This window comes from Blautia sp. MCC270, from assembly GCF_018785605.1.
GTDB lineage: Bacteria > Bacillota > Clostridia > Lachnospirales > Lachnospiraceae > Blautia_A > Blautia_A fusiformis.
In genome coordinates this window covers 32,918-54,678 of the sequence record NZ_WQQD01000103.1, presented here as the reverse complement: position 1 = coordinate 54,678, position 21,761 = coordinate 32,918, and the positions used below count along the sequence as shown (strand labels likewise).

General features: G+C 42.3%; 19 protein-coding genes. All 19 read right to left on the bottom strand.

Going from position 1 to position 21,761, the window contains the following annotated elements; translation table 11 throughout:
* Nucleotides 1–204 precede the first annotated feature (204 nt).
* Complete coding sequence (locus tag GPK58_RS12940; RefSeq protein ID WP_015526401.1) at nt 205–642, bottom strand: Hsp20/alpha crystallin family protein; 438 nt, start codon at nt 640–642, stop codon at nt 205–207.
* 418 nt (nt 643–1,060) lie between these two features.
* Nucleotides 1,061–1,807, bottom strand: coding sequence for a YibE/F family protein (locus GPK58_RS12935; protein WP_114002476.1), 747 nt, complete (start codon nt 1,805–1,807; stop codon nt 1,061–1,063).
* Nucleotides 1,804–2,904, bottom strand: a complete 1,101-nt coding sequence (locus tag GPK58_RS12930; RefSeq protein WP_059086597.1) for a YibE/F family protein — start codon at nt 2,902–2,904, stop codon at nt 1,804–1,806. Before GPK58_RS12930 ends, GPK58_RS12935 begins: the two co-directional genes overlap by 4 nt.
* Nucleotides 2,905–3,098: 194 nt before the next feature.
* Nucleotides 3,099–4,571, bottom strand: coding sequence for a PTS transporter subunit EIIC (locus GPK58_RS12925; RefSeq protein ID WP_215638768.1), 1,473 nt, complete (start codon nt 4,569–4,571; stop codon nt 3,099–3,101).
* Nucleotides 4,572–4,684: 113 nt separating this feature from the next.
* Nucleotides 4,685–5,164 carry a PTS sugar transporter subunit IIA gene (locus GPK58_RS12920; protein WP_015526406.1) on the bottom strand — a complete coding sequence of 160 codons (480 nt, stop codon included), beginning with the start codon at nt 5,162–5,164 and terminating at the stop codon, nt 4,685–4,687.
* Nucleotides 5,165–5,827: 663 nt separating this feature from the next.
* Nucleotides 5,828–5,983, bottom strand: a complete 156-nt coding sequence (locus tag GPK58_RS13135) for a HipA N-terminal domain-containing protein (protein WP_180214079.1) — start codon at nt 5,981–5,983, stop codon at nt 5,828–5,830.
* An 8-nt stretch (nt 5,984–5,991) separates the two neighbouring features.
* The gene (locus GPK58_RS12910; RefSeq protein WP_330590534.1) at nt 5,992–6,225 is read right to left on the bottom strand and encodes a helix-turn-helix transcriptional regulator; all 234 of its coding nucleotides are present in this window, start codon (nt 6,223–6,225) and stop codon (nt 5,992–5,994) included.
* A 187-nt stretch (nt 6,226–6,412) separates the two neighbouring features.
* A complete protein-coding gene (locus tag GPK58_RS12905; RefSeq protein WP_215638767.1) occupies nt 6,413–7,861 on the bottom strand; it encodes a glycoside hydrolase family 30 protein in 1,449 nt (482 codons plus the stop codon).
* A gap of 78 nt (nt 7,862–7,939) precedes the next feature.
* Nucleotides 7,940–8,779 (bottom strand): carbohydrate ABC transporter permease, encoded by an 840-nt coding sequence (locus GPK58_RS12900; RefSeq protein ID WP_215638766.1) that lies wholly within the window; start codon nt 8,777–8,779, stop codon nt 7,940–7,942.
* Nucleotides 8,776–9,645: a carbohydrate ABC transporter permease gene (locus tag GPK58_RS12895; protein ID WP_215638765.1), complete on the bottom strand. Its 870-nt coding sequence runs from the start codon at nt 9,643–9,645 to the stop codon at nt 8,776–8,778. Before GPK58_RS12895 ends, GPK58_RS12900 begins: the two co-directional genes overlap by 4 nt.
* Before the next feature lie 229 nt (nt 9,646–9,874).
* Nucleotides 9,875–11,122, bottom strand: a complete 1,248-nt coding sequence (locus GPK58_RS12890; protein WP_173722231.1) for an ABC transporter substrate-binding protein — start codon at nt 11,120–11,122, stop codon at nt 9,875–9,877.
* A gap of 217 nt (nt 11,123–11,339) precedes the next feature.
* Nucleotides 11,340–12,182, bottom strand: a complete 843-nt coding sequence (locus GPK58_RS12885; protein ID WP_256443693.1) for an AraC family transcriptional regulator — start codon at nt 12,180–12,182, stop codon at nt 11,340–11,342.
* 975 nt (nt 12,183–13,157) lie between these two features.
* Complete coding sequence (locus GPK58_RS12880) at nt 13,158–13,679, bottom strand: cysteine hydrolase family protein (protein ID WP_173722233.1); 522 nt, start codon at nt 13,677–13,679, stop codon at nt 13,158–13,160.
* A 102-nt stretch (nt 13,680–13,781) separates the two neighbouring features.
* Nucleotides 13,782–15,854, bottom strand: coding sequence for a beta-galactosidase (locus tag GPK58_RS12875; RefSeq protein ID WP_173722234.1), 2,073 nt, complete (start codon nt 15,852–15,854; stop codon nt 13,782–13,784).
* Nucleotides 15,855–15,869: 15 nt separating this feature from the next.
* Nucleotides 15,870–17,045, bottom strand: a complete 1,176-nt coding sequence (locus GPK58_RS12870; RefSeq protein WP_330627268.1) for an MFS transporter — start codon at nt 17,043–17,045, stop codon at nt 15,870–15,872.
* Between the two features lie 163 nt (nt 17,046–17,208).
* Nucleotides 17,209–18,417 carry a helix-turn-helix domain-containing protein gene (locus GPK58_RS12865; protein ID WP_215638763.1) on the bottom strand — a complete coding sequence of 403 codons (1,209 nt, stop codon included), beginning with the start codon at nt 18,415–18,417 and terminating at the stop codon, nt 17,209–17,211.
* Between the two features lie 720 nt (nt 18,418–19,137).
* Complete coding sequence (locus GPK58_RS12860; protein WP_015526420.1) at nt 19,138–19,779, bottom strand: YczE/YyaS/YitT family protein; 642 nt, start codon at nt 19,777–19,779, stop codon at nt 19,138–19,140.
* Between the two features lie 341 nt (nt 19,780–20,120).
* The gene (ttdB, locus tag GPK58_RS12855) at nt 20,121–20,753 is read right to left on the bottom strand and encodes a L(+)-tartrate dehydratase subunit beta (RefSeq protein ID WP_021977663.1); all 633 of its coding nucleotides are present in this window, start codon (nt 20,751–20,753) and stop codon (nt 20,121–20,123) included.
* Between the two features lie 20 nt (nt 20,754–20,773).
* Complete coding sequence (gene ttdA / locus GPK58_RS12850) at nt 20,774–21,679, bottom strand: L(+)-tartrate dehydratase subunit alpha (protein WP_059086587.1); 906 nt, start codon at nt 21,677–21,679, stop codon at nt 20,774–20,776.
* Nucleotides 21,680–21,761 lie beyond the last annotated feature (82 nt).

Sequence of the window (21,761 nt, the reverse complement as noted above, 5' to 3'; positions counted from 1 at the left end):
GAAACGTAAAGAACCCCTCTGCCGGGCATTGGCAGAGGGGTTGAAAAAAGGGGGTTATATTCATTTATATAAACAAATGCGATGTGCAATTTGGAGCTTTAATATTTGCAATATCCGTTTGGGTTGTTCCGGATATTGTTATTATGCTATATCCCATCACCCAGGACTTGCAATCCAGTACCGGGGCTTCACAATAAATGCTGATCAATCAATAGAAACAAATTTCTTCTCTTCTGCTTCTTTCTTGGTCTCTTCCTTCGGGAAGGTTACATGAAGGATTCCGTTCTCATATTTCGCATGGATATCTTCATGCTTAATGCTCGAGCCTACATAAAAGCTTCTGTTGCAGGTTCCTGTATAACGTTCTCTGCGAACATATTTACCTTTATCATCCTTCTCGTCCTTCTTCTCTTCTCTGGTTGCCTGAATGTTCAGATAACCATTCTTCAGCTGGATCTTCACATCCTCTTTCTTAAATCCCGGAAGATCGATCTCCAGTTCATAATTGCCATCTACATCACGGATATCTGTCTTCATCATATCCTTCACCTGAGGATAAGCATTGGCAGCTGCCTGACGGCCTGTCGGATATCCCATAAAATCATCAAATAAATCTTCTCCGAAAATACTTGGCATTAACATAACTCATTCCTCCTGATCTATATTCGCTGCGTGCTGCGCAGGCGTTTTTAATTTACTGTTTCTGAAAACATCTGCAAATTCTGTAAGAACTTTCTCCGGAAGATTTCTTTTTTCTCTCTTCCTTTGTTCTGTATGTACTATAACACGCATTATTAGCACTGTCAAGAGGCGAGTGCTAATTTCACACTTTCTTCACATTTCACGTAATTTTACGATCCATTTTTCCGATACATATGTCTGAAGCGCCGAAGATAGACGGACTCCCAGGATCAGAAATGGAACTGCCTGTAAAAGCACTCCCATAAATACATAAATATAATAACTGCTTTCATAAAAGAGAGCCCACGTCTGCTGAATACAGGAAAGAACATCTGTATCGGGACCATGGATTCCGTATTCAGTGCAGTGGAGATATGCTTCATGAGATCTGTCGAATAATACATCTGATCGATACCGGGACGGTAATAAGGCAGGCTACCGCACCAGATAGCATGACTGCAACATCCTGGAATAGGAACTGGGAATTAAGAATGATCTCCAGGCTATATTGCTGTGTCTGAATGTATGAAAATAATAAAATAGTTCCTCCAAGATAAGCAAACAGCAACGTATTTACCGTTGTACCGATAATTTCTTTCCCAACCTGATAGCCGGAAGCTGTAAGCTCTTTCGCTGTCAGACTGTTTTTATGAGTCCAGACTTCATATACAGAAGATGTTACAGATAATGCTGTATCGATAACAGCCCCAAGAGTACTGAAAACAGTTACAAATATTCCTACATGAAGCATGTTAATATGAAGGTCCGTACTGTAATAATACATAAAATCGTCTTCCGAAATCTGCAGCTCATTTAACCCGTAACTTCCTGATCTCCATGTAATAATATAAATCGGAATAAACAAAAGTAACATTACCAGCAGTGTAGCCAGAAAAGCCGCCCGCGTCTTTGGATTATTTCCGTTCTGATAAAACAGAGAAATATAACAGACACCTGCACCTGCCACCAATATCAGGAGCAGTACAGGAAAACCGGCAGACATCAGCATAATTGAAAAAAACAAAATTACAATATTCCCCGCCAGTGTCATAATTGACATGGCTCCACGCTCTCCGCCAATCAAGATCACCAGAAAAATTAAAATCAATGCAAGAAAAATGATCATTCTCTGACACCCCTTTTCCGTGATGGTATTTTCATAATCACTGAAGCAATAAAAACAGATACCGGTATTGCCAGTACAATTCCAATACTTTCTATCAGAAAACGACAGATATCATATGGAATGTGGTATCTCACGATCGTTACAAAGCTTATATCATTATTCATCTTAAGTATGAACATGGGAATCATGCCGCTTGCCAAAACAAACAGCAGTACATTTATCATGGTTCCCATAATATCATATCCGATTTCACGACCGGAATGTATCAGTCTTCTCAGAGAAACCGATGGATTTTTCCGCACGATCTCTCCTACTGCTGCGCTGATCGTCACCGTCACATCCATAATTGCACCAAGTCCTGTCAGCATAATATCTGCCCAGAATATATCTGCTGAATTGCCTGTACTTCCAAGGTATTCCAGATTGGAATAATCCAGATCTCCGTACATATAAATAGAAAATTCAAACAATGCCATGATCAGAAACAGAACACACAGTGTTGAAAGAACTGAGGAAAATGTTTTTCTATGAATTCCATTTAAGCAGATCAATGTAGTCAGTGAAAAAAGAACTGCGATGACATTACAGATATTTAAAATATTTTTCCCTTCTGTAAAAGCCTGAAATCCATACGCAAATATGACTGTATTCAGTATCAGTGATATGATCGTGTAAAATCCCTGCTTTCCTGTAATGCAGATCAGAAGAAAAAATAATCCTCCTGCCAGTAATGCCAGATACCCATCCCTTTTTACAGAACGTATCGTTTTTCCGGGGCTTTCCTTTGAACCGCTTAAAAGAACGGTGTCTCCTTTATGATATTTCTTGGTCTGAACCTGAGAAGATGTATATTCATTAGAGACCGTTATTTTTTCCCCTTTATGCGAACCGTTTAATATCCGTGCCGTAATATTCTGAGTATAGTAATATTCTTTTGAGCCCCTGGTTCCTTCTCTGCTCAGAGTCTGTTTTTCTGTTACGGAACATATTTTTGCCAGCGGTGTATGATAAAATCGGGAATTACAGCAGGTAAACAGAACAAAAATAATATATATGCCGGCTAAAAGATATTTTTTGTGAAATATGCAGGATTTCATTAACTTCATTCCCCCTGTAGAAATATTGCAATCGTAAACGCACTGACCGGTTGCCTTTTATCGAAGTAACATTGTACGCTTTTTGAAAGTATCGGTCAATATAAGGTATACAAAAAACAGCAGCAGAACCGTTTTTACAGTTCTGCTGCTGCCCCCATAATTATTTTAACAAATACCTGACTTCAAAAAAGCCATTATTTACAAAGCGCAGAAAATGCATCTGCAACAAACTGAACCTTGGTTCCGATAATAACCTGTACAGAAGTTTTTCCAGGTTTGATCACGCCTGCAACACCTGCAGATTTGATCACCTTATCATTTACAGCTGTAATATCCTTAACCTCAAGTCTCAGTCTTGTGATGCAGTTATCGATGCTTGTGATGTTCTCTTTTCCGCCACAGCCTTCAAGGATCTTCGCGGCAATAGCAGTATAGTCATCATTTGCAAGCTCGATATTCTTCTCTGCCTCAAGATCGTCATCGTCTTCTCTTCCCGGAGTCTTCAGATCAAATTTCTTGATGGCAAAAAGGAATACAACATAGAATACGATAAATGCTGCAATTCCAAGAGGAAGGATGAGCCATGTCTTCTGTGCTGCCGGAAGTGAGGATGAGAAAAGTAAATCCATCGCACCGGCGGAGAAGCTGAAGCCTGCACGGAATCCAAGAGCAACTGTGATCATGGTAAAGATACCGTAAAGTAATGAATAGATCACATAGAGGCCAGGAGCAAGGAACATAAATCCAAACTCGAACGGCTCAGTTACACCACAGATAAATGCACAGATCGCTGCAGATGCAACAAGACCGATCGCGATTTTTTTCTTTGCAGGTTTCGCACATCTTACCATTGCAAGTGCTGCACCAGGAATACCAAACATCATACATGGGAAGAATCCGGACATGTACATTCCAAGGCTCCAGGATACATCTGCAGAGGTTTCACCTGCCCAGAAGTGCTGAAGATCACCAAGTCCGATGGTGTCAAACCAGAATACATTGTTCAGTGCGTGATGTAATCCGGTAGGGATCAGCAGACGGTTCAGGAATGCATAGATACCTGCACCAACAACATCCATACCTGCAACTGCTTTTCCTAATGCTACAAGTGCACTGAAAAGTAATGGCCACACAAACAGTAATACAGCAGATACGATAATGGAAACCACTCCTGCGATGATCGCTACGCAGCGCTTGCCGCTGAAGAATGACAGCCAGTCAGGAAGCTTGGTGCTCTTGAATTTGTTATAGCATGTAGATCCGATGATACCGGCAAGGATTCCGATAAAAGGATTCGCAATTTTGTCAAATGCAAGAGTCTTTGTTGCATTGTCAGCGATTGATGGCATGATGGTTGTAACAAATCCTGTAGAAAGAAGTGTTGTGAGCATCAGCCAGGATGCAAGTGCAGCAATTCCGCCGGTTCCGTCATTCTTTTCTGACATACCGACACCGACACCGATAGCAAAAAGGATTGCCATGTTGTCGATCAGAGCTCCGCCTGCCTTAACCAGAAACAGACCGATCAGATTGGCTGCGCCATGAATGTCTCCACCCTGCATAGTTGCCGGACATAACCAGTATCCGATACCCATGAGGATACCACAGATTGGCAGTACTGCCACCGGAAGCATTAACGCTTTTCCCAGTTTTTGAAGAAATTTCATATATTTCCCCTCCCTTAAAATAAATATATTTGACCGGATCACTCCGGTTATAACACCCCGAAAATTGCTACTATCTCCGGGCTGCTATAAGCCTGTCAGCTGCATGAAGATGATCATGAAAGCTTGAGGACGGCTTCATCCGCCGAAACATCCCCCTCCTTCTGGAGGCTTATCTTTCCGTAATCATCTGTGTTGCAGATCAGAACCGGGATAATCGTGTTTAAACCGGCTTTCTCAATTTTGTCCAGATCAGCCTCTATCAGAAGATCACCCTTTTTAACCTTGTCACCTGCTGCAACGTGCGCTTTAAAAGGTTCGCCCTTAAGTGTGACTGTATCCAGTCCGATATGTATCAGTATTTCCGCGCCCTGAGTGCTTGTCAGCGTAACTGCATGAAGCGTATCAAATACCATTGCCACCTCACCGTCTGCCGGAGCATATATCCTGCCGTCTGCCGGGATCACGGCAAAACCGTCACCCAGTACCTTATCCGCAAAGACAGGGTCCGGAACCTCCGCAAGGGGAACCACTCTACCCTTGCAGGGTGCATAGATTAAATTTCCTTTATCTTTTCCTTTAAAAAATTTCAGCATATTCTCTTCCTCCCGTTATTTCACCACTTTTTCCGGTATTGATATCCGCGATGTCGATTTGTAAATATGTCTATATATTTTTTATCCATTCCGGGTTTATATTATATATTTCGTATAATTTTCATTTTTTGATTTTTAGGCATGTGTTTAACCATTATTTTCGGTTTTGTCCACATTTTTATCGGTATTTTTCAAAAAAATAAGCTGTAGCACATTAATGCGACAGCTTATGCAAGAATATTCAGTTTACTTCAACAGTTCTTTTTCAATCTTTTCTCTTGCCTCCGGAGCCTGTTTATTCATCTTCTCCGGGAAGCCGAACATGGATACACAGGCGATCCGGCAAATTTATGATACCTTTATTGTGCATACTCTCACGGAAGATGTCAAGGTAAAGAGATCCAGTCAAGTGGATATTCGCATCGGTAATTTTTTCGGCATACGTTCTGCTACATTAGATGGTATCTCACAGGATTCTGCCAGGTTCCGTCTCTTTCAATAAAAATTTTTCAAATGCATATCTGAATTTCCGTTATCTCCCGGTCAATCCGTTTTGTAATATATGCATACTCTCCATTCATTTTTATAAGTGCATGTGCCACTGCCATTGTTTCTCTGATTCTGACGCGTTTTGATTGATCATTTTTCTACAACATAAACATTTCATATCATTTCTCCTCTGATACAAACATCCCCGATACAATCTCTGCAGGCCGCCAATAAAAGGCCAAATCTGTCCTTCTGATTAATTTTCCAGTTTCGACTGACTACTCCAAGAAGCCATCCCTCCGGAATCAGACCATCAAAAAATGGAAACAGAATGGTTGTTAATCCTCCCTTTCTCCCGGTACAGTTTCTTTTCCGAACATTGCCAATGCCTGATTTACTTTATCCAGACGCACAGTTTCTTTTCCATGCTCCAGTTCTCGTATAAATCTAAGTCCCAGGCCAGCACGCATTGCGAACTCTTCCTGCGTAAGGCCAGCTTTTTTTCTTTCTTCTTTTATATAATTACCAATTCTATTCATAATACATAAATGAGCAAGTTCGTGATTTTGCATAAAAGAAAGACACCTTAACTTCGATTATGTTGTATAATGAAAGTGACCAAACAAACATTGCAACATTCACGAAAGAAAGAAGGTGCCTCTCGCAAATACTATACATACTTGCATCCATTAGCGACGTGTGCCGCCAGGCGTACCAAAAAGGGGCGAATCTTCACGATTCTCCCCTTGTCTTTATTCTTTACTCAACAATATCTGCCCGCATATTCACAGAACTCAATGTATGCGCAGCTAACTGTATCGGAATGAGATATCCGCAAATCCGAATGGTTATCTTCCTGTCCTTTTCCTTCGAATTCAAAAGTACAATTCCAATACTTCCATCGGTATTTTTGACAGCGGTTCCTTCTATCCCGTCGTCGCAGAAACTGATCCCGATACGTTTTGCACCAGGCTTGACAGTCTGCGCAATCAGCTTCACGTATTCGTACGCCGGCAGGATTTTACAGCTTCCGTCTTCCTCTGCAAGCAGAATACTTCCAAAGCCACCGCCTACATGGCGTGGCCCTCCCTTCCAGTCCAGAATCGCATTCCATTCGATCCAACGGTTCATTCCATGGTTCAGGTCTCCCAGAATATCATGTGCATAATCTACCGCATCTTGATAATTGACCTCTGCTGCCGGAATTTCAAATAATTTCTGCTGCTCAGGCGACAGTTTTCTCCGTTCCTTCTCCGGCACATCATAGAACACGGCTTTTTCCGGCAGGTGAATCGGGCAACTTTCTGAATGCATTAGAATCTTCCCCGGGTATTTCTGCGCCGCCAGCGACAATGCATCAAAATGATCTCCGGTGTACCAGTGATAAGCAAATCCACGGATCATTTCCGATGTATTTTCATCCATAACCTGTTCAAGGTGCTCAAGCATCCGTTCCTTATTATGGTCCCAGATAAAAATCTGAATTTCTTTTTGCAGTCCGCACGCGCTCAGTTCCGGATATAAGTAGTGCGTGAGAAATATTTTTATTTCCTTTCCGCTCCATACGCAGCTGTCCCAGTCCGTCGCTGCATTTGTCTCGTTCTGTATGGAAAGCATCGTAACCGGAATCCCTTCCTCACGATACGCACGAATATATTTAACAAGATAGCGCGCCCACGCACCATAATACTCCGGCCTTAGCCTTCCTCCAAAACTTCTCCCCGGCTTTGTAAAATCCCGTTTTTCCGCACTTCCCCCATAGACAGCTGCATCATTTTCCACAATCTCCGGAGCTGTTTTCCATGCTGCCGGAGGAGACCACGGTGTCAGTAATACTTCGAGCTTTCCCTGTCTGATTTCCATGATCTCTTTTAAAACCGGAATGATATATTTTTTATCCCTTGAAATAGAAAACGTCGTAAAATCCGGATCGGCAATTGGATCCTCAACTGCCTGGTATTCTGATAACGCATAATCACAGCTGTCAATCGGCACCCGTACAAAGGATGCATTGATTCCATCTTTTCCAAACCAGGCATTCAGCGCCTTTTTTCTCTGTTCCGGTTTCATATTCTGAAGGACGTACGCGGCAGACTCTGTCATTGCACATCCGTAGCCATCCATTTCCTGGAGCACATAATTCGGATAAACTCCAATTACATTCATCTCCACCTGTTTTTTCTGCCCTGACTCCTTCTCTGCCTGCAACTCTTTTTGCTCCTGTGTAATCGCTCCCGTTTTCCGCGAATACCAAATAATTTTCTGCTCCACCTGTATTCTCCTCCGTTATTTCACGCTTCCAGTCACAACACCGTCCATAATCCATCGCTGACAGAATAAATACAAAATCAATAATGGAAGAATTACCATCAGATAAGACGCAAACGCAAGATTATAGTTCACCGAAAACTGGCTGTGGAATACGTATTGTGCCAGCTGTAGCGTCTGCTGACTTGTATCGCTGAGCATGACCAATGGCATCATAAAATCATTCCATGTCCACATAAAAGATAGGATTGCAACGGTTGAAGTCATCGGCTTCAAAATTGGAAAAATAATATAAAAAAAGGTCTGCAGCCCCGTCGCACCGTCAATTTTAGCTGCTTCATCAAGTGCTTCCGGGGTTGCACGGATCGCTCCTCCGTACAGAAAAATATTCATCGGAAGACCCAGCAGCACATAAAGCAACACAATTCCATAAATATTATCAATATGAAAACGGTTTGCCTGCACTGCAAGAGGAAGCATCAGTACACTGAACGGAATAAACATTGCGCTGATAAGATAATAGTATACAAGATTAAAGAAACGACTTTTTTTCCGATATCTTGTCAGAATGTAGGATACCAATGAATGTATCAAAAGAGTCAGAACAAGATTCGCTGCCGTAATAAATACTGTGTTTAGAAAACGCCTCGGAAAACAGGTCAAGTTCCAAGCATCCACAAAATTCTGAAGGCGAAGCTTTTTAGGCAATGCAAGCACATGTCTCATATCGGTCGGATCCTTAATTGCAATAATAACAGTCAGATACAGTGGGAGAAAAATTATGCAGATTGCACCGATCAGCAACAGAACAGTAACCAACATATTTTTCTTTTCCGCCTTTTGCTTCTTGTTTCTCATCCTATTTTTTCCTCCCTTCGCTCCAGTACACGCACCTGTATCATAGAAATCAGTACAATAATCAGAAACAACACAACCGCGTTTGCGGACTGCAATGCAAACTGTCCTCCGCTAAAGCCTTTTTTATAAATCAGAACAGAAATTGACGTTGTTAAATTTCCCGGTCCGCCTTCTGTCAACGCCATAATCTGATCGTATACCATCAGATATGATTTTGCCGCCAGAACCATATTTACAGTAAACGAAGAAGCGAGCAACGGAAATGTAATTGTCCGAAAGCGTGTAAACCGAACCGCCCCATCCAGCGAAGCCGCCTCATAAATTTCTTTATCAATCGACTGGAGACCAGCTATGTAAATCAGCGTGTTAAACGCACAGGAACTCCAGATTGTAACAAAAATAATGCCCCATTTTGCATGCACACCTCCAAGCAGATTTCTGCTCATCCATTCGATGCCAAGCGCAGTACCGACCTGCGGAAGCAAAGCACTGAAAATATAGTTAAAAATATAGCCAACTATCAACGTTCCCAGCATGTAGGGAAGAAAATAAACAGCCTTCAGGAAATTTTTATACTTGATTTTTGCATTCAGCGCGCACGCCAGGATCAGACTTAAAATATTGACCGCAATTGTACAAATCACAGCAAATTCAATTGTAAATGCATATGCATGAAGTACATCCTTATCTCGGAATAAATTTATGTAGTTTCGAAATCCCACCGTTTCCCATTTCCCGTATCCCTTCCAGTTTGTAAAACTGTAAAAAATTCCCTTGAGAAACGGATACGTATTGAACAGGCAAAACAGGATGACCACTACTGCCACAATAACATAAAGAATTGGTTCTGCTTTTCTTTTTTTCACTTTTAGTCTCCCTATTCTTTTTAGTGCATGTTCAACAAAAATCCTTGATTTTACTGACTTTGCTGAACAGTTAATAAGTTACATATATCTCCTTATGTCCGTAAAATAGCCTGCAAATCTCTTTTTGAGTAAAACAGACCGTTCAAAATTCCTTTACAACGCCCTCCAAACCAAGAAGGAGCATGCAGACGTAATCTGCATACTCCCCTCTCACAGGCTACTTCAACTGCTACTGCATTATTGCTGTATCGAATTTTTCATCCATATCTGCAAGGAACTCTGCCGTTGCCTCTTTTTTGCTCATTCCGCTGGAGTAATTCAGGCAAAGTGCGCTCATTTCCGCACCCAGATCCATACCATCTGGAATCTGCATGTCAGCAAACAGATGTACCTTTTCCTTTTTAATTACGTCCTGTATCCCGCTGACTGACGGATCTTTCTGCGTTGCGGTATCAATTACAGAAAGGGCAACCTGATCATCTATATAAGCCTGTGCCTGCTCAGGTTGCATCATATACTCAATAAATGCTTTTGCTCCCTCCGGATCTTTACAATCCTCTGAAATCGAAAACATTAAATCAACGCCCGTACTGATTGCGTTTTTCTTTGCATCATTCGACGCAGGCATTGTAAACATCGATACATTGCAGTCCGGATTTGCTTTCTTAATCTCAGGAAGCACCCAGTTTCCGTTAATCATCATATAAGCCTCTCCATTCGCAAATGCTTTATTTGCATCTGCATAGGACAGTCCCATATAATCTGTAGACGTATGATCCAAAAGTGTCAAAAACATCTCTGTGATTTTCTCATGCGTTCCCACATACGTCGTTTTTCCGGCTTTTCTGTCTGCCTCAAAATTCTCCGGCTGATAAACAGACTCAAGATAAATAAATGGGTGCATTGCAGTCCAACTGTCTTTAAACGGGAACAGGAATGGATTTTCTCCTTTTTCCTCAATCTTCTCAATCACAGTCATAAATTCATCCCACGTCTTCGGAATCTCCACGCCAAGTTCGGCAAACTTATCTACGTTGTAAATAACTCCGCCTGCGTTTGCCACATACGGAAGTGCGTAAAGAGCATCCGGATTATCTTCATTATTGTCTGCTTTAATAAAATTCTTATATTCATCATAACAGTGATCCGCAAGCGGATCCTCACTCAGATCCATAAAAAATCCTTCCTGCAGAAGCTCTCTCATTGTATGGTCATAATTGAATGCAAGAACATCTGGAACATCATTCTTTGCCAGACGCGTTTTTAATACGGTTCCTGCATCAGCCGGAGCATTTAATTTAACCGTCACCTCATCCTGGCTCTTGTTAAAGCCGTCAACCAGCTTCTGCATAATATCCATATTTTCCTGTTTGGAAGAAAAAATCTCGATTTCAGACGCTGCGTTTACTGTCATACTTCCAAATACAACGCTGCCTACAATGCCAAGGCCTGCTAATATTTTTCCTATTCGCTTCATTGGAACCTCCTGTTTTCCCTTTATATTTCTCTTTTCTTTATCTCCAATTTCATAAGCGCTTATCGTTCTTATATTCTAGCATTTTGCTCCGGCATACAACAGGACGTTTTCTAGCTTTATTTTTGGTCATTTTATACTTTTTCTTTCTCTTTTTTACATAAATATAGTCGATACTGACAGAAGACGTTTTTTATTTTTTCCACAGCATCGGCATTTTTCACTTCCTTGACCGATATTCTTTCGGTGTACAGTGATAAACTTCCTTAAACAGCTTCAAGAAAAGCTTGTAATTATGAAACCCATTTCGATCCAAAATATACTGGATAGTATAGTCCGTACAAAGCAGATCCTTCTGAATCCGATTGAGACGTACTCTCTGCAAATATTCAAGGAAGGTTACACCAGACATCTTCTTAAAATATCTTGAAAAATAGACTGACGACAGACCAAATTTTTCTGCAACCCCAGCCAATGTCAGATCTTCCGAAAAATGATTGTCCATATACGTAAAAATGTTCTGAATCCGCTTTCGGTCTTTTTCGCTTTTTCGCAGATTTTCTCCACCCACAGCTGATACAGTGAAATAATTCATCAAACGGCTCACCAGGTCAAATGCAAGGCTGTAGCACTCAAAAATCCGACCTGGGCGATTCTGTTCATAACTAATAAAAATTTTCTGACAAATCAATGACATTTTCCATATCTGTTCCTGCTGAACCTCAGTCAGATTTTCATAATTGATCTTAAACTCGTAATTCTGAATATTTATATCAAATTTTTCCAGAAAAGAAATCGGAATCTGAAGGAGAATTGCCGTATTCCCATCAATGCAGCATGTCGAATGCATTACCATTGGCTTTACGACCATGATCTGATTCTTTGTCAGATGATACTCTTCATTCTCAATTCGAAAATCTAAAGTTCCATTCAAAAGATAAACAATCTCAATCCAGTTGTGAAAATGGGGAATCGACCATGCAGACCCCTCATCAATAAAAAAAGAAATCCGGAAATCAATATCCTGATTCGGATATATAATTTCACACTTATATTCATCCATAAAACCACTGTCGCCTTCCTGCTACACGCTTTTACTGCATCACCATTCTTATTCCAACGGTCACGCATGTTGCTTCAATATTGTTTCAACTCATCCTCTAATATTTATAGTTATAATACTATAAATGAGCAAGTTCGTGATTTTGCATAAAAGAAAGAAACCTTAACTTCGATTATGTTGTATAATGAAAGTGACCAAACAAACATTACAACATTCACGAAAGAAAGAAGGTGCCTCTCGCAAATATTATTCAGGCAGTTGCAGTTATGCTTTCCTGTAACGGCATTGTTCTGAATTATGCTTTTGTAATGTACAACAAATCACTTTCCAAAATTGATATTGTACAGAACATCGCAAAGGAACTGCCTGTTCCGCCGGTAATGTCCTATTTTCTTTGTGACTGCTGGTATGTTTCTGAAAAAATAATCAATGCCTTTGCACAGAAAGGGTTCCATACCATAGGTGCTTTAAAGACAAACCGCTTGCTGTATCCATCGGGAATGAAAAAGAAACTCAGTGAATTTGGTAATCCCAAAGCATTGCGTGCTTTTCTCAGTACCGATGTATCTTTAACAACGGACGGGATTCTGTCTTATTACGTATGCCGATAGTCAGTTGAAGTATTTTTCCGCCAGTGTAAGGATAAGCTGGCACTGGACCGCTATCAGATACGTTCTGCACAGGGAATCCGAAGATTTTGACTTATTTATAAAATTAGCAGTATAATTTTGTGCAATTTTTCGAATTTGCTCATTTATAGCATAATCAACATATTAATCCCGAACGGGTATATTTTCAAGTTAAAATCCGAAAATTAATCCCGAACGGGTATACTTATACAGATCACAGTTGACAGCATAATTTCTCTGTTTACCCAAAATAAAACTATCCTGACAAGTACAGAGCTTCTCATCTTTCTAACTTGTTCAGGATAGTTTTATTATTAATAAGATATTTGTTTTCTGTCAGATATATTTACCGGATGATCCTGATCTGGCACGCCTCCATGGCTTTCAGTGCATTCTCATGACTCTCCGGTGTTACACCTGCGCAGCATGTGGCATCAACACAGATCTGCACTTCTGGAAGGGATGCCTTGATCAGAAGGGCATTGGAGATCACACAGATATCTGTGCAAAGTCCCATAAGAGTAATGCTTCCGATTTCTTCATCCTCATTGAGTGCAACCAGTTCTCCCGCCAGATCAGTGGAGCCGAAGGTTTCTTTGTCAATGGGTTCTGTTTTCCTTAAGGCGTCCAGCTCTTCCCGGATCTGCCATCCAGCTGTGCCCCGGATACAGTGAGGAACCGGAAGGTTTTTCCCTTCCTGTGTCTCCAGATAATACGTTTCATGGGTATCCCTTGTGAAAAATACCTTTCCTTCAAAATCCCGGATCTTCTCCTCCATCTTCGGAACAATGGCAGCTGCCTCCTTCGTGCCAAGCGCACCGTCGATGAAATCATTTTGCATGTCTACTACAATGAGAATGTTCTGCATGTTTGTCCCCCCCTTGTTTCATAATTTATTTCTGTACGACAAGTTTATGATACTCTTATTGTGCATACTCTCACGGAAGATGTCAAGGTAAAGAAAAGTCTCTCAGGCTTCAACGATCCGTACATCCCACGCAGGAATGATCAGCTGTGACTCCGCTTTGATCGTCTCACCGGTAAGTACGTCTTCTCCATCACTGTATTTATACGCAACAGACCGCTCCTTTGCAGAATAATTCAGAAAATACCGAACAGTTTTTCCAAGATCATTCGTTCCTTCACGGACGATCACCGGATATTCATAACCGGATAACTTTACCCCTGCATCGCCAAGAGCAGCTTTTATCACATTCTGAAGTGTGGCATCATCTGTCATGCATCCCAGATAGTATGCCATACCTTTTCCATACTGGTTTCTGGTTATTGCAGCATATCCTTTCCAGTTGTAATGTTCATATCCTGCAAGCACCTCTGCACCTTCCAGTTTGAGAAGTTCCATAAAGACCCTGACTTCTCCAATCTCTGCCGAATCCGCATCATCAGAATTTATATCTGCATCTGCACTCCTTGCAAAATCATCCAAACTTTCCGCACCATACAGTTTTCCTGACAGCTTCACATTGTGCGGAAAAGTAAACTGATCATAGCTGATACCCAGAGCATCTTTAAGGATATGCGGCTGTGCATCTGCATGAACCTTCACATTTTCATTGGCAAAGCCACTTTTAAATGTGACAACCAGCGTACCACCGTCTTTCACATACTGATTCAGCCTCTCTAAAGTGCTGTCAGGTGCAGCATAAAGCGCCGGTACAAAAATTGCCTTATACTGAGAAAGATCCTCGGATTCCGGCCAGATGAAATCACACTCCACATTCATCCGGTACAATGCATCGTAGATCCAACGCACCACATCATTGTATCGGATCTCTCTATTATCCCCGGAAGTCGCCTGGATACCAAACCAGTTCAGCGCAGTCAGAGCCTCATTACTTACCATCACAGCCACATCATTTTTCTTCTTGAGATTTACCAGATGACTGCCTTTTTCCCGAAATTCCTTTCCAATGATGCAAGCCTCCCGGTAAGTATCATTCTCCGCAAGATCATGGCTGAGAAGCCCCTTCCAGTAGGTCTCAAATGAATTATGGATAGAATGCCAGTGCCAGTACATCACACTGTTGGCCCCGGACGCAAGGTGGCTGTAAGCACAAAGCCGAAGCTGTCCCTTATATGGCGTCCAGCATGGAAATCCCTGTGCTTCCGTCTCCAACACCAGATAATTATCATGCTTCAGACTACGGATCATATCCCCGCCAAAAGCGATCTCCGTACCGGTCAGCTCATCCTGGGAGGGATGATAAATATCGGTTCCGGCAATGGTCAGAGCCTTCGAAACATACAGATGATTCACATCCGGCTGCACTCCGTAAGAATAACCTCTCCACTCAAAATCCATATTGTGAGTAATAAACTGATCTTCTCTCTTATACTCACTGACGATCCCGGCCTGCCAGCTTAAGAATCTATCCACCAGAGTCCTCTGAAATTTCTCAAACTCTGCTCCCAGGCTGCCATTGATGGTTCCTCTCACATCCGGAAAATCCTCCCACGCATCGATCCGGTTGCTCCAGTAATCCAGCCCAAATTCATAATTCATGGCATCCAGATCATCATGAAATTTTTCTCTTAAATATTTCACAAAAGCCAGCTGTACATTCTTACCTGCTGTGCCGTAATACTTGGTCTCATTATCCACCTGGAAACCTATGACACATTTCCTGTAGGCACTGATCTCCATCAGCTTGCGGATCACACGCTCCGCATAAAAAAGATATACCGGATTGGTAATGTCCATGATCTGTCTTGCACCATAGATCCCTGCGCCTTTTTTCGTTGTAGCGATCACATCCGGGTGAGCTTTCACCATCCACGCAGGAACTGCATACGTGGGCGTTCCGATGATCACATTGATCCCAGCTTCCTCCATAGCATCCATCACACGCTCCACATGGGAAAAATCAAACACCCCATCCTGGGGCTCGCAGGTGCTCCATGTAGACTCCGCAATACGCACCGTATTGATCCCCGCTTTTTTCATCATCTCTATATCTTTATCAAGTCTGTCATACGGCATGTATTCATCATAATAAGCCGCCCCAAAAAGAAGTTCTTTCATATTTGTTTCCTTTCATTATTTAGAAATGCGACGCTTTTTAAGATTCTCCAGAATTGTATCATATTCTTTGTCAAGATGATAGAACGCCAGAACAATGATCTGTGCCACGGTAAGGACGATTGGCACATAAATGTAGCTTACCTTGATAGCAGAAATTGCACTTGCTGTCTGTGTTGCCGCAGTTCCCACATATCCACCTGCTGCAAGAATCGCTCCCATCACCACATTGCTAAGACCATTTCCAATCTTCTGTCCAAAACTTGCTGCACTATTGATCAGACCTTCTGTACGGATTCCTGTCTTCCATTCACCATACTCAATGGTATCTGTAACCATTGCAAACATGCAGGCAGAAATTCCCGCATTACCAACACCACGCAGCATACATCCTGCTATCAGAACCGGAAGACTTTCCGCACCTATGCCCATGATACCGTAACCCACGATCATGATCGCGGCACCTGTCATCAGTACATTTCTTTTTCCAAATTTCTTTACAAAACTTGCAATAAAGAACATGCAGACGATCTGCGTAACCTGAAGTGCCACGGAAAATGTTCCAACCAGATTTCCGTTTCCAAGCACTTCTTTTGCATAATAAACCTCAGAAGAACCATTAACTCCCTGTGCAATAAAGATTAGCACCAAATTCAATGTTGCCATAAACCAGTATTTGTTTTTTACCAGTGCCTTGAATCCCAGAGAAATCGGAACCGACATTCTCTTATCTTCACTGGTATTTACACGCTCTCTTGTAAAGAGGAATGTGATCATAAATGTGATGATCTCCAATGCGCCAAATACAACAAATGTATAAGTCCAGGCCCGTGCATTATCACCGAAAAACTTCACAACCGGAAGTGTACAGGTCTTGATAAACAATGTACCACAGGTTGCCAGGATCATTCGAAAAATACTGAGAACAGAGCGTTCATACTGATCCTGTGTCATCAGTGCCGTCAATGTGGCATATGGAAGATTTATTCCGGTAAAAAGTACTGTAAATGCAATATTATAACTGAAGAATATATAAATATATTTCGCCATCTCGCTCCATCCTGCCGGAACAGAAAACAGCAGCACAGTACCAATCGCATAAGGGATCACAAGCCGCAGGATCCAGATCCTTGCTTTTCCATAAGAAACGCTGCCATGGCAGAATACATGATATTGCTGGAAAAATCTCCGCATCCATAAGCCAGGCGCTCTTTAACCGTTATCTTTTCGGATACATTTGCATTTGTGAATTTTGAAAAAAACATCTCATACCTCCTGTATAGTATTTCTCGTTTCCGGATATATACTATCAGGAATCCCTAATGCAAATATATCATTTATTTTTGTACATTATCATTTATTTTGGTTCTTTTATCTTGAATTTCTTATATTTTTTCCGGTATTTTGCAGGACTCAGACCTGTCTGTTTTTTAAAAACACTGCCAAAATAACTCTGCGAACAAAAGGACAGATAGTTGGAAATGTCCCTTACTTCATAAGAAGAATACCTCAGCATATTTTCTGCCAGACGGATTTTTTCCCTGCTGATATACTGCTGGATCGTCACCCCTTCTTCTTTATGAAAAAGGCTTGAAAGGTACGTATTATTTACCCCGATCGCTACTGAAATTTCCGATATGGTAATCTCATCATGAAGATGCTGAAAAATATAATTTTTGGTACGTTCCACCAGAATATTTCCCGTCTTTTTCTCCGCGATCTGCTTTACTCTTTCCGCATAATCATACTCCGCCTGCCGCATCATCGCTTGGATCTTTACCGGATTTTCCATCCCCTCAATAGCTGAAATATACGCATCCACCATAGAAAATGATTCCTCCGGAAGCATACCTCCTTTTATCGCAGCCCTTGACGCAAGAGTGATCACCACAATAGCGATATTTTTTGCCTGACGAACCTCATCTCTGGCAAGCCGTCCTTGAACACCATTATAGGTCTCCGCAAGACTGGCCTTCAGCATTTCCGGATTTCCCTGGCGGATACTGGTCATCTCACGTACTTCCTGATCATAGGGATTGTGCGGCGCCGAATTTTCCTGCCTGGAAAAAATCACATCGGAAATCTGCTGATTAAGTTCCATAACATCCTGCTCCCCAATCTCATTTTCCTTCCAGAAATCTTCCAGAGACAAACGCTCTCCACTTAACACATTATGAAGCATCAGTGCAGAACTGCTCAAAATCTTCAGTTCACAGTAAGCCAGCCGGAAGGAACTTTCCTCCGTCATATTATGTTCTTTCTTCACCCTTTCATTCAGTACACCTGTCTTCTTCTCCAGACATACCGGCCCGATCACCAGAAGATCCCCAGAACCAGGAATCTGCAACAGGATATACACAACCTTATCAAACTCATGACAGATACAGGGAACTTTTTTCCTGCCTTTTTCTGCAAGATTTTTTGCAAAAAAAGTATCTGTACACAGTGGATGATCAGAAGGCTGAACATCTCCATATACTCTCATAACCTCTCCTTCCTGGGAAAGCCTGGTTATGCTGCAGTGTATAACGGTGATCATCTGACTGCATACGTAATCCAGATCCATGAAAAAGCCTCCTCTTCGCTCAGAATATTATGATTTACGTTTATGCTATCATCCGTACTTCTGATTTACAAGATATTTTATTTGCAATTACACAGGGAACACCCTTGGTTTAAGTTTCCGTCCACAGCTTATTGCCTTTTGTAAGTAAAACCAAGGGCTTTCCTGCTTTAATAAAAAACCGCTCCTTCCTTAAAGAAATTTCTAATCACCTTATTAGCTGGAACCTCACGGAACTCTCTGCCGGTCTTTTTACAATAATACTCAACCGCATCATGAGCAGACGGATGCTGCGGTATTGATTGTGTAACGTTGAGCCGATTCCTCTTTCTCCGGCCACAAGCAAACTCAGCCTTTCCTACCAGCTATCCAGCGAAGCGCTGATAGCCCATCCAACTCCCGAGCAGCCACCCTCCCCTACCGCCCTGAAAAGCCAGCCCGCCAGGCGTGTGCTGCCTGTCACCGGACTCTGCAGGAGGGGAGCTGATTCTTGGCTGGCGGAAATCTGCGTTGTTTCAAAAATTCTCACTGTCTGAGCGTCTTCAGACGCGAGTTTGAGAATTTTTGAAGCGGTTTTAGCAGAATTCCGGCAGCCTAGAAGCCAGCCCCCGACGAAGCCCCGGTGACAGGCAGCACACGCCTGGCGGGCGTCCCTTTTCACAAAAAAAAGCCGAACCAGCCACATCCCGCAGCCAGTTCAGCTCAACCCATACAACTACAAACTCACTCACCATCAACCCAGGCAAGCAGCTTCCCGGTAAAAACCCTATTAAAGAAATGGATCACCGGTCCCAGCCCAAAAGCCGTCACCAGTGTACCAATACCCACAACACCACCAGTCAGATAACAGATCAGCGCACAAAGCACATCATTAGACATCCTGTGCCAGAAATAAGGAATCTTCGGCCATCTCTCTGTCATGATCAGCGAAAGACTATCATAAGGCGCAACCCCCTCATCCGGCATCTGATACATCGACAGTCCCAGACAGCAGATCACAACACCCACACACAGTGCCACCAAACGTACCGGCAGCGCCACAAGCTCCAATCCAAAAACACCAGTATAAATATTATAAAAGAAAGTAGTAATATAAGCCAGACAAACCGCATTCACAACCGTACCGATCCCCAGGAACCTTCTGCCAAAAGCAATCTCAATGATCAGCAGCACAATATTTACAATCAGCTGGAAATTACCATACGCCATACCAATCATATCCGCAACCGCCATATTCATTCCACTGAACGGATCCGTTCCAAGCCCGGCCAGCTTGAAAATTCCAATCCCCATACCTGCAAAAACATTTCCGATACACATGATCAGAACATGCTTCCAGTTAATGTTCTTCAAAAAATCCCCCATAAACCTCATACCTCATCCTCTCTGAAAATATTGTCAGGCAGATATCCACGATCCACCTTCACTGCGCAAGATCCATACCAGATAATACCTTAATAACCAGCCTGCTGCAACGCTTATATTCTATCACACCCCCTCACCCCTGTAAAACACAAAAACCCCAAGAAACAACAAAAAACAACAAAAAAAGACATCCTGCAGACCACATTATATGATCTGCCGGACATCTCTCTTTTTTATATCACGCTGTTAATTCAATTTCACAATCACCAGTCAATCCCGAAGCTCTCATGGCAGAGCCTCGTTATTTCAGATATCCCGAAAAATTTTTTCAATATCCAATATTATTTAATGAACTTAACCTCAGGATAAATTGCCTGCTTGGCAGCCTCTTTACGCTCATTAAATACAACCTTGTTCTCCTCAAACAGGTTACGTCCTTGTGCATCGATAGATACGATCAGCGGCCCAAATTCTTTAACCTTGTTGCACCATAAAGTCTCAGGCATACCAAGCTCATCCCAGTGATGCTCAACAATCTTCTCAACCTCTGTAGCAGCCACAACTGCACATCCAGCCGGGAAAACACAGTGGATAGCACCGAACTCTTTACAAGCACGCTCCGTATTCGGGCCCATACCACCTTTACCAACGATCACTCTGACACCAGTCAGTTTTGTAAACTCATACTCGAACTTCTCCATACGCATAGAAGTTGTCGGTCCTACAGAAACCATTTCATAATCATCCTCTGTACCCTCGATCTTACGAACGATCGGGCCGGCATGGAAAATCGCTTTGTTGCGGATATCATACGGAAGCTCTCTTCCATACTCAACCAGACGACGGTGAGCAACGTCACGGCAGGTCATCAGATCTCCGTCCAGCCATACAATATCGCCGATTTTGATATCAGCCAGGTCTTCTGCGCTTATAGGTGTAATAAGAACTTTTTTATCTCCTCTGATTTCGATCATGATTTTTCCCTCCGTTTATATTAAGCATTAAATTTCCATGTGGAATGAGTATCACAGGTTACTGTAAGATCCGGATTTACAACCAGATGTCCACGACGGTGAGACCAGCATCCAACGTTTACTGCAACACCGATGGTAGATGGATGACGTGCGGTATTCTCAATGTTGACACCCATTACAGAATACTTTCCGCCCATACCCTGCGGTCCAAGGCCAATGGCATTGATACCGTCCTCGAGAAGCTTCTCCATTTTTGCTGCGTTTGCGTTGTCATTGTGAGAACCGATCGGACGCATCAGCGCTTTCTTGGAGTTCAGGGCAGCTGTCTCTACAGATGTTCCTACACCAACACCAACAAGAAGCGGAGGACACGCATTCAGTCCGTAAGTTGTCATCTGATCCAGAACGAAATCGGTAACACCCTCATAACCGGCACCTGGCATCAGAACCATTGCTTTTCCAGGAAGGGTACATCCGCCGCCTGCCATGTATGCGTAGATCTCACATTTATCGCTGTTTGGAACAATATCCCACCATACAGTCGGTGTTCCCTTACCAACGTTTTTCTTTGTATTGTACTCATCAAAAGTCTCAACGGAATTATGTCTTAACGGTGCTGCAAAAGTAGCCTGAACAACAGCATCTTTCAGGAGTGCCTCCAGCTCATTGATATACGGGAAATTTGTTCCGCATTTCAGCCAGAACTGAAGAACACCTGTATCCTGACAGCTTGGGCGGTTCAGCTCTACAGCAAGTCCCTGGTTCTTTGTCATGGTCTCATAAAGAACCTTTGGAAGTGCAGCTGTTTCCTGCGATCCAAGCTCTTCAAGTTTATTAACTACGTCATCCGGTAATTTTTTTCCAATATGGGCAACAAAATCTGCTACCATGTCTGTTAATACTTTAACTCCATTTTCCTTAGTCATGATTTACCTCCTGATATGGTTCGATGGTTTAATGTTTTTTAGTTACATAGGTTTTTGTTGGTTGTTTCATCATTAATTTTGG

Coding starts and splice junctions, on each gene's coding strand:
- GPK58_RS12925 (WP_215638768.1), bottom strand. CDS start 4,571: ATGAAATTTCTTCAAAAACTGGGAAAAGCGTTAATGCTTCCGGTGGCA.
- GPK58_RS12910 (WP_330590534.1), bottom strand. CDS start 6,225: ATGCAAAATCACGAACTTGCTCATTTATGTATTATGAATAGAATTGGT.
- GPK58_RS12880 (WP_173722233.1), bottom strand. CDS start 13,679: ATGCAGAACATTCTCATTGTAGTAGACATGCAAAATGATTTCATCGAC.
- ttdA (WP_059086587.1), bottom strand. CDS start 21,679: ATGACTAAGGAAAATGGAGTTAAAGTATTAACAGACATGGTAGCAGAT.
- GPK58_RS12940 (WP_015526401.1), bottom strand. CDS start 642: ATGTTAATGCCAAGTATTTTCGGAGAAGATTTATTTGATGATTTTATG.
- GPK58_RS12920 (WP_015526406.1), bottom strand. CDS start 5,164: ATGCTGAAATTTTTTAAAGGAAAAGATAAAGGAAATTTAATCTATGCA.
- GPK58_RS12890 (WP_173722231.1), bottom strand. CDS start 11,122: ATGAAGCGAATAGGAAAAATATTAGCAGGCCTTGGCATTGTAGGCAGC.
- GPK58_RS12860 (WP_015526420.1), bottom strand. CDS start 19,779: ATGGGGGATTTTTTGAAGAACATTAACTGGAAGCATGTTCTGATCATG.
- GPK58_RS12870 (WP_330627268.1), bottom strand. CDS start 17,045: ATGCGGAGATTTTTCCAGCAATATCATGTATTCTGCCATGGCAGCGTT.
- GPK58_RS12875 (WP_173722234.1), bottom strand. CDS start 15,854: ATGAAAGAACTTCTTTTTGGGGCGGCTTATTATGATGAATACATGCCG.
- ttdB (WP_021977663.1), bottom strand. CDS start 20,753: ATGATCGAAATCAGAGGAGATAAAAAAGTTCTTATTACACCTATAAGC.
- GPK58_RS12900 (WP_215638766.1), bottom strand. CDS start 8,779: ATGAGAAACAAGAAGCAAAAGGCGGAAAAGAAAAATATGTTGGTTACT.
- GPK58_RS12935 (WP_114002476.1), bottom strand. CDS start 1,807: ATGATCATTTTTCTTGCATTGATTTTAATTTTTCTGGTGATCTTGATT.
- GPK58_RS12930 (WP_059086597.1), bottom strand. CDS start 2,904: ATGAAATCCTGCATATTTCACAAAAAATATCTTTTAGCCGGCATATAT.
- GPK58_RS12865 (WP_215638763.1), bottom strand. CDS start 18,417: ATGGATCTGGATTACGTATGCAGTCAGATGATCACCGTTATACACTGC.
- GPK58_RS12885 (WP_256443693.1), bottom strand. CDS start 12,182: ATGGATGAATATAAGTGTGAAATTATATATCCGAATCAGGATATTGAT.